9 protein-coding genes are annotated in these 12,166 nt (G+C 64.7%); 1 reads left to right on the top strand and 8 read right to left on the bottom strand.

Features of this window, described 5'->3' with window-relative positions; genetic code table 11:
• Positions 1-15: 15 nt before the first annotated feature.
• A complete protein-coding gene (locus HKK54_RS21975) occupies positions 16-942 on the bottom strand; it encodes a substrate-binding domain-containing protein (RefSeq protein ID WP_169387801.1) in 927 nt (308 codons plus the stop codon).
• A 182-nt stretch (positions 943-1,124) separates the two neighbouring features.
• Here HKK54_RS21975 and HKK54_RS21970 point away from each other — a divergent pair, with 182 nt between their 5' ends.
• Positions 1,125-1,445 carry a hypothetical protein gene (locus tag HKK54_RS21970; RefSeq protein ID WP_010175134.1) on the top strand — a complete coding sequence of 107 codons (321 nt, stop codon included), beginning with the start codon at positions 1,125-1,127 and terminating at the stop codon, positions 1,443-1,445.
• Between the two features lie 2 nt (positions 1,446-1,447).
• Here the strand turns inward: HKK54_RS21970 and tagF are convergent, their stop codons facing one another.
• The 7 genes from tagF to HKK54_RS21935 are packed head-to-tail and all read right to left on the bottom strand — an operon-like array spanning position 1,448 to position 12,122.
• Positions 1,448-2,029: a type VI secretion system-associated protein TagF gene (gene tagF, locus HKK54_RS21965; protein ID WP_169387800.1), complete on the bottom strand. Its 582-nt coding sequence runs from the start codon at positions 2,027-2,029 to the stop codon at positions 1,448-1,450.
• Between the two features lie 8 nt (positions 2,030-2,037).
• Entirely contained in the window at positions 2,038-5,592 is a 3,555-nt protein-coding gene (gene tssM / locus HKK54_RS21960; RefSeq protein ID WP_169387799.1) for a type VI secretion system membrane subunit TssM, read from the bottom strand.
• A 3-nt stretch (positions 5,593-5,595) separates the two neighbouring features.
• Positions 5,596-6,882 (bottom strand): type IVB secretion system protein IcmH/DotU, encoded by a 1,287-nt coding sequence (icmH, locus tag HKK54_RS21955; protein ID WP_169387798.1) that lies wholly within the window; start codon positions 6,880-6,882, stop codon positions 5,596-5,598.
• A gap of 15 nt (positions 6,883-6,897) precedes the next feature.
• Positions 6,898-8,229 carry a type VI secretion system baseplate subunit TssK gene (gene tssK / locus HKK54_RS21950; RefSeq protein ID WP_169387797.1) on the bottom strand — a complete coding sequence of 444 codons (1,332 nt, stop codon included), beginning with the start codon at positions 8,227-8,229 and terminating at the stop codon, positions 6,898-6,900.
• Between the two features lie 9 nt (positions 8,230-8,238).
• Positions 8,239-9,660, bottom strand: coding sequence for a type VI secretion system-associated FHA domain protein TagH (gene tagH, locus HKK54_RS21945; protein ID WP_169387796.1), 1,422 nt, complete (start codon positions 9,658-9,660; stop codon positions 8,239-8,241).
• Positions 9,650-11,611, bottom strand: coding sequence for a type VI secretion system Vgr family protein (locus tag HKK54_RS21940; protein WP_169387795.1), 1,962 nt, complete (start codon positions 11,609-11,611; stop codon positions 9,650-9,652). The genes tagH and HKK54_RS21940 overlap by 11 nt, the downstream gene beginning before the upstream one ends.
• Positions 11,612-11,624: 13 nt before the next feature.
• Complete coding sequence (locus HKK54_RS21935) at positions 11,625-12,122, bottom strand: GNAT family N-acetyltransferase (protein WP_010175146.1); 498 nt, start codon at positions 12,120-12,122, stop codon at positions 11,625-11,627.
• Positions 12,123-12,166 lie beyond the last annotated feature (44 nt).

The following is a 12,166-nucleotide window of genomic DNA, read 5'->3' as shown; positions in this document are numbered from 1 at the left end:
TGGGGCCTGGGCGGTTTACCAGCTGAAATCCTTGGCCTTGGCCTGGTCGATCAGGGTGATGTCCACCGGGATCGTGGCGGGCACTTGGGAGCCCCACTTCTTGGCCAGGGCGATGCCCAGGGCCAGGCGAATCTGGTCACGCGGGTATTGCGCGGAGGTGGCGATGAACTTGCTGCCGGGTTTCTGGATCGCCTTGATGGCTTCCGGCGCGCCGTCGACGCTCACCAGCTTGACGTCCAGCCCGCTGGCTTCGATGGCCGAAAGCGCACCGAGGGAGCCGTTGTCGTTGACGCTGAAAATACCCTTGAGGGTGGGCTGGGCCTGCAGCATGTTTTCGGTGACGGTCAGCGCCTGGTCACGTTCCTGCTTGCCGTTCTGGATGCTCACGATCTTGATGTCCGGGTGCTTGGCCACGGCCTCTTTGCAACCGCGCACGCGTTCCAGGATCGGCACCACGGCGATGCCGTCGAGGATGGCGATGTTGCCTTTGTCGCCGATGTTCTTGGCCAGGTATTCACAGGCCTGGAAGCCGGCGTCGAAGTTTTTCGAACCGACGAAGGAGTCCAGCGGGCCTTCGGCCTGGGCGTCGACCGCGACCACCACCACGCCGGCGGCGTGGGCAGACTTGACGGCGGACTGAACGCCAACGGAATCGGTAGGGTTGATCAGCAGGATGTCGATGCCCTTTTGCAGCATGTCCTCGACGTCGCTGACCTGCTTGGACACGTCGTGGCGGGCGTCGGTGATGATCAGCTGCGCACCGATGGTCGCCCCGGCTTCCTGCAGGGCGTCTTTCATGGTGACGAAGTAAGGGTTGTTGATTTCCTGGAAGGACGCACCGATGCGGATGGGCGCGGGTTTGGTGTCGGCCCAGGCCAGGCCGGCGGTACCGAGATTGATGCTGAAAGCCAACAAACACAGGATTTTCGGAAGCATTTTCATGGCGAGATTCTCTGTTTTGTTTTTATTTTTAGAGCAAATGTTATCGTTAACATTTTGCGAGAAGCTAGCAAGGAAATTGAATCGGCGCAAGAGGGCCTGGAACCGGTGGCGTTGTTTTTGACACAGAGGGACGAGCGGTTATCAAGGCCGCCAGACAAAAACCAGATGAGAGGAAAAGACCCATGGGTGCCCTATTAAATATTTTGAAAGCTCTGGCCATGCCGATTCTGAAAGCGGTGGGCTTGGGCGCTATCAGCGGCGGTGCCGCCTTTGGGGCCGACAAGCTGCTCAAATCAGCAACCAAAGGCAAACCTGCGGTGGCCACCCCGGACGAATCCGTTCCAAAAAGTGCCGAGGTCTTCGTCCCTGCCGTTCAGCAAACATTCGCAGACCGTGCCGAGTTCCCGGCCAACGCGAAGCCTGCGATAGCTTCGAATGCCGCACCTGCGCTCGAAACCCCGACACTCCCCAAGAGCCCTGTCGCCTCGCTGGCCCAGGTGTAGCCTCACACCTGGCTGCGCCCCGCCAGCATATCGACGAATGTCGAGGCGCCAGGCAAGCCAGCAACGTCCACCGTCGAGGGCGCCAGCAACGGCGAGCCCTCGGTCCAGAACAACGAATGCCCTGCCGCGCCCTCTTCCACCCGTATAAGGGATGACGGCGGCGGCAATGCCTTGAGCGCCGAATCAAACGCAGTCATCGTAAACCCCTCAACCAGGGTCGACAGCGCCAACCGTTCGGCCTGCGCGTACCATTGGGCATCCTGCTCAAGCCGCGCGAACGGCGGTACGTCTTCGCTCGCCACCGCCACCGTCAATGGAAAATAGCGCCCGACCCGATCCACACTGGGCAACATGACACCCGCCCAGCCCTGATCGCCACACACTCCCGCCGCCAAGGCGAAGCGCCAGACCGGACTGCACAAATAAACCTCCAGCCAGCGCTCACCCAGCCGCTCGCGACTGTGCTGCAAACCGTTCTGCAGCCACGTATCCCAAGGCCGCAAAAAAGCCTCTGGCAAACGTCGGCTGACAAAATCCCCATGGCTGGGAACCTTGCCGAAAAAACCCGTCAACTGCTGATCCATGCCAATCCCTATAACGTCGTCGGGCAGTGAAACGCCTCGAGCGCATCACGCCGGAACGGGTTGATCACACTGCTGGCCCGCAGTTGATACACCACCCGATGCCCTTCCACAGTGAACGTCAATTGCAGCAACTCACCCTGGGCACTCACCGCCGCCTTGTCCATCATCCGCAGCCAACCCCACGGGCCATCGGCTCGCAGCGGGCTGACCAGCGCGGGGGTTGCTTCAAGCCGCACCAGACCACCGGCCTTGCCGCTCGGCAGACTGATGCTAGTGAAGTCCGCCACGTTGCCCGCGTCGTACACCACCGGCTGGCCGTCGATGTCCAGGGTGACCTTGGTCAACGCCGGGTCGGCGCTGAGGGCTTTCAGGTCAAAGCGCAATGACGGCTGGCGTGCCCCGGCCACGAAGAACATGTCCCGCAGGCGCGCCCCGCGCTGGAACTGGTTGAGCACGTCCTGGGAAATGTTCAACGGCGTCACGCCGCTGGAGCGCCAGCGCCATTGGCTGCCGCTCATGTCGACATAGGCCGCGAGGTTCTTGCTGAAAAAATCATCCATCAGCCCGCCCGGGCCAAAGAATTTGCCGAAGTCATCGGCGGTGGCATCGCGACTGGAGCTACGCACCAATGGATAACGATCGGCAATCGCCGCCCGGCAGAACGGTGCGCCGGAGGCTTCCCACAACGCATTCAGCCGGGCCTTTTCGTTGCCCAGGGTCAGCGCGGCGCCGCCGGATTGCACATCCCGCAGCAACGTCGACAACGGTGCCGGCTGGGTGTCGCTGGCACGTTTCAAACGCTCCAGCACTTCACCGGTGGGTGCCGGCGCGGCGCTGCGGCGGGCGGCATCGGCGCTGTCGAAGTACTGGCCGGCGTCTTTCAGCGCAGCCAGCGCCTCATCCACCGGTTGCGGGCGGGTGCCGTTGCCCACCAGGCGATGGAGCGCGGCGAAGTGCTGGTCCACCGGGTTTGCGCCGGCATCCGTCGCCGGGGCCGGGGCGTCGTTGCCCAGGGCCGCCTGGAGCTTTTGCGTGGCGGCGGCGATTTTGTCGCGCACGCGCTGGTCGGTGTCTTTGCTGGCGGCCGAGGTCAATGCGCCTTCCAGGGTGGTTTCCTTCGCCACCGCCAGCAGCAACGCGCGCAGCGGTGAATCGTTTGCCGCCAGTACGTTGGTCACCAGGGACGCCTGGCCGAGGCTGGTCAACGGCACCAGGTGCACGTCGGCGAGGAAGGTGTCCCATTGGCGGATGTAATCGGCGTAGTACAGCTCCAGCACCGCGGCTTGCATGGCAGCGCTGCCGCCGGCGATCTGCGCCGACTCCTGGCGGTCCAGCACCCAGCTGTCCTTGGCCATGTCAGCCACGGCTTGCGGGGTCTTGTCGGTCAGCTCGCGGTAGCCGGCGATGCGGTACACGCCGCTGACCCCACGGGACAACGGCTCGCCACTGCCCCGGGTGAACAGCGACGACACATCCCGGCCCACCGCGCCATTCACGCTGAGTTCGGGCAAATGCTCCTGATCCACCTGGCGCTTGACCCGGTTATAGATGCGCTGGGACAGCGGCATGCTCGCCAGGGCCAGGCGCACCTTGGCAATCAGGGCGCTGTCGAGTGGCACCGGTTCAGCTTCATCGTCGGCTTCCAGCAGCGCCGAGACGTGATCGGACAATTGCTGCAACTGCGCCGGGGTGGCCTGGGGCAGCTCGCGACGCCAATCGACATCGACCCACGCCTGCACAGACGCGGCATCAAAGAACTGCCGCTCACCCAGCATCAGGTAGGCGCGCAGGGTTTCGTAGAGGAACTCCTGGTTGCTGGCGTCGCCCCGGCGCAGGGCGTTTTCCATGTTCGCCACGATGTGCGGCAGCAAGGTGCTGCGCAACAGGCGGCGATACAAAGTCACCGCGCCCGCGCCCAGCTTGTTGCCCTGGTACAGGCCCATGCGGCTGAGCAGCGGCACGCTGGTGTCACCCTCGCTGTAGCCACCGGGCAGCGCGCGGGCGGCATTGAGCAAAGGCAAGGTCACCAGCACGTCGCCTTCGGCCGGCAGTTCCTTGGCCAGTTGCGCGACGTTGGTCGCGGCGGTGGCCGAGTCGGCGATCAATTGCAGGTTGCGGTTGTAGCTGATGGTCATGCCCAGCAACAGCAGGACAAACGCCGCCCCGGCGACGATCCGCCCGCCCCGCGCCCGCAAGCGGCGGCGACGCTCTTCCTGATGGTTGACGCCGGCCAGCCCGGCCTCCTTGAAGATCACTTCCCGCAGCAATCGGGTGATGAAGTAGCTGCGGCCACTGGCGACATTCGGCGCCAGCACCTTGCGGCCCAGGCCAAAGGACGCCGCCAGGGCGGTGAGTACCCGGTCAATCGGGCTGCCTTCCTGGGTGCCGCTGGTGAAGTACACGCCCCGCAGCAGAGCCGGTTCCTGATAACGGTTGGCCTCGAAGACGCTGTTGAGAAACCGCGTGAGCCCCTCGCCCAGGCTGGCGAACTGTTGCGGGAAGCTGTAGAGCAAGGCCCGGCGCGACAGGTCCCGCTCCTGTTGCACCCGCTCCAGCACCCGGCCCTGGAGTTGGCGTTCCAGGGCATCGAATTCGGCGGGGAACGACGCCAGGCTGCTGTCGGCTTTCGGGTCTTGTTGCAGCGGGAACGTCACACCCCACACCTGCGCCCGCTCCTCCCGGCCAAAGGTCTCGAAAAACTCCGAGAAGCCCGCCAGCAAGTCGCACTTGGTGATGATCACATACACCGGAAACCGCAGGCCCAGGCGTTCATACAGTTCATTGATCCGGGCCCGAATCGCCAAGGCCTGGGCCTGGCGCTGGGCTTCGGTTTGCTGCAACAGGTCGCTGACGCTGAGGGCCACGATCACCCCGTTGACCGGGCGCTGGCGCCGGTGTTTTTTCAGCAGATCGAGGAAACCGCCCCAGGCCGCCTTGTCCACTTCGGTGTAGCTGTCCTGGGTGGTGTAGCGCCCCGCCGTGTCGAGCAACACCGCTTCGTCGGTAAACCACCAGTCACAATGTCGGGTGCCGCCCACCCCACCGATGGCCCCGGACCCCATGGCTTCGCGCAGGGGAAATTGCAGGCCGGAATGGGTCAGCGCGGTGGTCTTGCCGCTGCCCGGTGCGCCGACAAACATGTACCACGGCAACTGATACAGGTACTGCCCGCTCATCTTCCAGCCGGGGTTGGCCTTGCGCAGCACCGCCATGGCAGAACGCATGCGCTCGCCCAGTTCATTCACTTCGGCCTGGGACTCGCGTACCCCCGCCGGCGCTTCGGCAACCCCCGCCATCAACCCGCGATTCGCCCGCCAGGCACGCCACAACCGCCAGGCAAAATAGCCCGCCCACACCAGCACAAACACGCTGATCAAGCCCCAGCGCCGGGCTTCCGGGGCCAACGGTTCACTGCCGTTGAACGCCAGCAGCGGGCCTTCGTACCACACCAGCAGCGACAACAGCGCCACGCCGATCAGCGACAGCAACCAAGGCTTGAGCAACCACAGGATGAAGCGCTCCACCGGCGACCATAACAACGAAAAAAACGAGGACAGGTTCATGGTCTATTGCGCCTGGGAAGGGATCAGCACGGTGATGTCGACACGGCGGTTGCGTGCACGATTGGCCGCTGAATCATTGGGAACCAGGGGTTCGGTTTCACCCCGGCCTTCGCTGCGGTAACGCTCGGCCGGCCCCGCCCGTTGCGCCAGCAAGCGTGCAACGGTCTTGGCCCGGGCCTGGGACAGATCAAAGTTGGAACCCAGCCGCGAAGTCGCCGAAGGCCGCACATTGTCGGTATGCCCGACCACCACCACATCCCCCGGCACCGTTGCCAGCGCATCACCAATGCGGGCCAGCAAACCGTCGAAATTGCTCGCCACTTCGGCACTGCCGGAAGCGAATACACCGTCGCCGCGCAGGGTAATCACCGAGCGGTCGGCGCTGTCTTTCACCGTGACCAGGCCCTGGGCGACTTCCGGCGCGAGGAACCCCGACAGGCGCACCGGCGCAGGCGTGGCGGGCGCCGCCACTTTGAGCGGCGACACCACACGGATCGCCCCCAATTGCGCGAACACCGGATCGGAAGCGCGGTTAAGCAGCCAGTTGTAGGTCAACTGCGCACTCAGCAGCAGCACCGACGCCACCGCCGCCAGCACCCACACCGGCACCTGGCGCAACATCGACGCCTGGGGCGCTTCGGCGCCGCGCCAGCGTGGCGAGAGGTCCTGCTCACGGTTGCCGCGTTGCTGGTTGATCAGTTGCAGCAAGCGTTCCCGCAACAGGTCCAGCTGATCCAGGCCGCGGTCCAGCACCCGGTAACGCCCTTCCAGCCCCAGGGCCATGCACAAATACATCAGCTCCAGCACGTCGATGTGAGTGCGCGGGTCCTGGCTGAGGCGCTGCAAAATCATGAAGAATTTTTCGCCGCCCCAGGCTTCGTTGTGAAAGGTCACCAACAGGCTGCGGCTGCCCCACACTCCCGCGCCCCACGGCGTACTGGAAATGGTTTCGTCCACCAGAGTGCACAGCGAGTAACGCGCCGCCGCCACGGTTTCGACGTCCACCTGGCTGGCCCGGGCCTGGGCCTCGAAGGCCTGCATCGCCTGGATCAGCCGCTGGCGCAGGCTTTCCATGTCGGGCATGGCGGTCAGCATGCGCAGTGGCACCACCAGGTCGAGCAACAGGTTGGCGGCCCGCACCAGCGGGTTGAGGCCCAGGCCCTTGAGCACCACGGCGGCGCTCTGCACGTCGGCCACGGGCGCCACCGCAGGCGCAACCCGCCGCCCGCCCGGCGTAGGGATCAGCAGGGTGCGGTCCGGGTCCTGGGTGCTATCGAAAGTGTCATTCACGTCAGTCACCTTGCCTTAGCGCCGAATGGCCCAGAACTGCATGTCCAGCCCCGGGAAGACCCCGGCGATGTGCATGGCAAACCCCGCCGAATTGCTCAGCTGTTGCCAATAGTCGCTGCTGCGGTCGAGTTCGAAATAGGTGAAGCCGGCGTGGAACGGCAGTTGCCGTGGCGCCACCGGCAGCGGGCGCAGGCCGATGCCCGGCAGTTGCAGGTTGACCAGGTCGCGGATCTTCTCTACCGAGCCGATCTTGACCTGCGGCGGGAAGCCGTTGCGCACGCTCTCGGCGGACATTTGCGCCTGCACCGCGAGGATGAACGTGGCCGAGCGCAGCAACTCCTGGTCGGGCAATACCGCCACGCGAATCCCGTATTGGCGCTCTTCCAGGGGAATCGCGATGGCGCGGGCGTCCATCACCGTCGACAGCGAGCGGCGCAGGTCGAGCATCACCGGGGCGAAGGTCTCGGCCAGCGCGTCATGGCGATACACCGGGTAGGCCGAAGCACGTTTGTCGGCCTGGGTAAAGGTCGCCAGTTCGCCGGCCAGGGCCGTCAGGTCGCGGTACAACTGCTCCGGGTGCAGGCCGCGCATGGCCGCCAGGTGGCGCACCAACGGCTGGCTGCGGTTGAGCACTTGCAGCAGCAGGAAGTCGGCAATCTCCGCCGCGCCGCTGCCGTCCGGCCGGTTCAGTCGGGCAGCCAGGGCTTCACCGCGCTGCTGCAACAGGCCGAGCAATTCGTCGACAAACGCGCCCAGGCGCTCGGCGGCACGGATGTCCAGGCAGGGCGGGCAATAATCGCGGTCGAGCACCACCGTTTTGTCGGCGCGCTTTTCCACCACATGGGCGATGCCGAGGGTGGTGTAGGCATCGGCCACGTCCCCTTCAAACGCCAGGCGCAGGCGTAGTTTGCCGATGCTCATCAGGGCGCTGCTGTCCAGGCCGTTGCTGTCCCAGGCTTCGTACTCACTGCTGCGGTGACGGGCGAAGTTTTCGAAGCCGGGGTTGTCGTCGACCTCGGCCACACCGGGGCGCAGGCTCGGCAGCGCCAGCACCACCTTCAGGTCACGAGCGTCTGCGGGGACCTCCAAGGGCAGCGGCATTTCATCGTCGAACGGCTGGCCGACCGGCGTGCCGTCGGGCAACACGCCGCTGTAGGACAGCAACGACAACTTACCGAGGGCCAATTGCTGCGGGTCGATGTGCAGCGTTGAAAAACCATGGGCGTAGGCCCGCAAGGTGCCGACCCGGGCTTCAAGCTGGGCCTGCAAAAAACGGTCGTGTTGTTGCAGGTGCTGGGGTTGCAGCAACATGCCTTCGGACCAGACTACTTTGTTATTCCAGGACATAAATTCTTCTCATTGGCCGGTGCGCAACCGCGCGACCTGCTCTTCATAAGCCACCGAAAACAACTCACCGAACAGGCGCTGCAAGTCCTCATCGGCATCCCGCGCGAGGTCCTCGTAGCGCTCCACCAGGCGGTCCCACAAGCGCGCCTTGCGCCGGGCCGGCATCCATTTGTCGAGGGCGCCGTGGGTGGTGCGGCGTTGCTCGACCCGGGCCGGGTCAAAACGCTGCACCACCGCGCCCAGCGCCGCTTTCATGCCGGCGATCACCGCCAGTTCGTGGGCCTTGAGGTCGTCGAATGCCGCACCCATGGCCTTGACTGGGCGCATATAGGCCGGGGAGTCGGCGGTGAGCATCTGGGTCAGGGCGCTGTGGGGGTCGGGGAAAAACTTCAGCGGGTTGTTGGAGTGGGCGCCGATCATGGTCATGTCGATATGACTTTCGCGCTTGGTCAGGGCCCGGGCCATCAGCACCGCCATGGTGCCGCCGGTGGCAGTGCGGAGCATTTCGCCGACCAGGTGGGCGAGTTCGACGGGGGTGCGGGTGGTGTGCAGGTTTTCCAGGCCGAGGCCTTGGAGCAGGGCCTGGAAGACGGCGTCGTCCCCGGTTGGCACTGCCCGCTCTTCTGTAGGAGCGAGCTTGCTCGCGAAAGGCTCAAGCGCGACACGTTCATCCTGCAAGCCCGCGTCATCGTTAACGTCCATCGCTGGCAAGCCGGCTCCTACAGGGAGTGTGGAGACACCCAGCAACGGGTCGTAGTCCTCCGGGATCACCTGCGCTTCCACCTGCATCACCGGCATCACAAACGCCTGCATCTGCGGCGCCACGTGGTCGCTTTCGGTGCCGCGAAACAGTGGTTCCACCCGTCCTGCCAGGTTCAACCCGAGCGGGTCAGACAGCGGCACGGCCCCGTCAAACAACGACTCGCCCTCCAGAATCCTCGCCCCGGCCAGGGCGTCATGCAGCACCACCGGCGCCACCACCTCAGGCTCGCGATACACCTCCAGCGGTGGCAACGGTGCGGCCACGGGCGCAGGCGGCGGCACGAACAACGGCGGCAAAATGCGTGTGGCCAGGGCGTCGTCCTGCACCTCGGCCAGCGGTTGCTCCAGGCGCACTTCCAGCCCGTAATCCCCGATCACCAGGCGGTCGCCCTCCTCCAGCGCCCGCTCACGGCCATTGCCCAACGGGCGTTCGTTGACCAGGCTGGGGTTGCTGCCGGTGTCGGTCAGGTAGAACTGCTCGCCGCGCCATTCGAGGCGTGCGTGGATGCGGGAGATGTATTTGCCCGGGTCGTCCAGGGTCAGGTCGTTGTCCGGGCCACGGCCAATCGAACCGCCGGCGTCGGTAAACCGGCAGACCACGTCACCGGGCATGGGTTGGTCGCGGTAGCTGCGGACCAGCAGAATCAAATTCACGGGGTTACTTGCCATCGTCGGCCTCCTTCGGTGGTAGCGGCACCCCGGCAGGGCCGGTGGCAGCGGTGAGCGCCAGCGCAGTCGCCGCAGAGGCGGCCTCGGGCAGCGGGATCGGAATGGTCGAGGCGATGATCATGGCCGGCGTGAGGGTCAGGAAGGTGCTGCCGACTTTCAGGGTGATGGTCGCCCCCGCCTCGATCACCACGTTCATGCCGCCCTTCATGTACATGTCCATACCGGCCGTGACGCCGGTTTTCAGGCCGCCGTTGATGATCATGTTGGTGCCAGCCGACATCGAGACATCGCCGGTGGCTTTCTCATTGCGATGCCCACCCACCGAGGAGTGCCGGTCGCCTCCGATCTTTTCCCGCAGGTCCTGGTCGACCTTGGAATGGCGGTTGCCACCGACCCAGTCCAGGGAGTCCTTGAGCACGCGCTGGTCGAGGTTTTTCTGGGCGTGCAGGAACACCTGCTCCGCACCTTTCTTGTCTTCAAAACGCAGCTCGTTGTAGCCACCGCCGCCCTTGGACGAGTTGCTCTTGAGCGTCGAGCGGGTGGCGTTTTCCGGCAGGGTGTACGGCGGCATCGTCTCGGCGTTGTAGACGCTGCCGGTGACCAGCGGCTGATCCGGGTCGCCCTCCAGAAAGCTCACGATGACTTCCTGGCCGATGCGCGGGGTGAACAGGCTGCCCCAGCGTTTGCCGGCCCAGCCCTGGGCTACGCGAATCCAGCACGAGCTGTTTTCATCCTGTTTGCCCTCGCGGTCCCAGTGGAACTGCACCTTGATCCGCCCGTATTTGTCGGTCCAGATTTCCTCGCCCTGCTTGCCCACCACCCTGGCGGTCTGCGGACCTTGCATCAGCGGTTTGCGACTGCTGCACGGCGCGCGAAACTGCTGCTGCCTGGACAAGGCGGTGAACTCGCAGGTCAGCACCGGCGCGGGATGGGCCGGAGGTGTCGGCTCGTAGGTGTCCGAGGACAACGCATAACGCGCCTCCAGCAACAGGAACTGGGCGTTCTGCTCGCTGCGCGGGTGTTCGGTCAGGGTCATCAGTGCCCCGGGAAACAAGCCCCGGGCACGGGTGGCCCCGGTGACCCGCTGGGTGCCGGTGTGCAGGGACTCGATCAGCGTGCGCGCATAGGTTTCGCCCTGCTTGCGCTCGGTGTACTTGCCCGGATAGTCGTAGCGTTCGTGGCGCGCCTGCGGGTAGCTGCCGGCCAACGTGGACTTGGCCAAGAGGTTGGCCGACGGCTTTTCAAAGTCGAAATCCTGCAAGGTGTAGCCACCCGGTTCCACGTCACCGCTCATGCGCCAGTCGTAGATCACTTCACTCTCGCGCATGGTGTGGTCTTCGGCGGGCATGAAGCGCACCTGGGCATACCCCGGTGCCGGTGAATGGGCGCCATAAGAGTCGGCCAGTACCAGGGTGTGGCGCCCGGCCGCGCTCTTGAAGAAGTAGTAGATGCCCTCCTGCTCCATCAGGCGGCTGACGAAATTGAAGTCGCTTTCGCGGTACTGCACGCAGTAGGTCAGCGCCTTGTAGCTGCCGCTCAGGCCCGAGGTGTCGACATCGGCGATGGTGTACGGGGCGAACACCTGCCTGAGGATGTCCGGCACGCTCAGTTCCTGGAATATCCGGCAGTCAGTGGCCAGGGTCAAAAACCAGAGCCACGGACGCAACACCGCCCTGTACGTGGCAAAACGGCCCTGGCGTCCGGTAAACGAAAAGTGGCTGACGTGCCCGCTGAAATAGCGGCTGCCGCCCTTGGGCAGGTCCACCGCCACGCTCATCTGGGTTGCCAGCAGGTCGTCGATATTCAGGTCGGCGCGTTCGCTGTACAGCTCAAGCGTGTATTCGCTGAGCTGCGACAGGCCTTCCCGGGCCTGCATGCGCCGGAACAGCAGCACATCGGCGCCGAGCACGCTGGTGACCTGGATTTCGCGCCGGGTTTGGGTGGTTGCCATGGTGGTTTTCTACCTAGAGCGGTGTGGTCGGGCGGGAGTTGGGCACGCGGTAAATCATGCCGCCGTGCCCGCTCGCGACCCCGGGCAGCATCACAAAGCCCATCTTTTTCCAGAACGCACACGAGGCCGCATCCAGGGAGGTCAGGCGAATCTCGCAGTTGGGTTTGTTGCCGTAGTCACTGATCGCGTAGTCCATGCCAAACGCCGCCAGGGTCGAGCCCAGCCCGCTGCCCGCCACTCCGGCAAACACGTCTTCGATCTTCCAGGTGGGGCCTTCCTTGAACATCACCATCAACCCCACCGCGTCCTCGCCCTCATAGGCGGCGAAATACGCAACCTTGGCTTGCTCTTGCGGGGTGTCGTTGGAGCGTGCAGTGCTGATGGTGTTCATGGTCGCAATGACTTCCTGCGCGGCGGGCGACTCCGCCAGCATGCCGGCCTCGCCAAGGGCTTCGCGGAATGCTTGAAAGTCCACTTTGCGGCAGCTGAATGCACTATTGATCCGGGGCATCGTGTGTCTCCCTGAGAATTGAGGAACGTAGACACAACAGCCGG

Origin of the sequence: Pseudomonas sp. ADAK13 (assembly GCF_012935715.1) — a bacterium.
Classification (GTDB): domain Bacteria; phylum Pseudomonadota; class Gammaproteobacteria; order Pseudomonadales; family Pseudomonadaceae; genus Aquipseudomonas.
The sequence above is the reverse complement of the archived record's forward strand: the minus strand, read 5'-3'. Positions and strand labels throughout refer to the sequence as shown.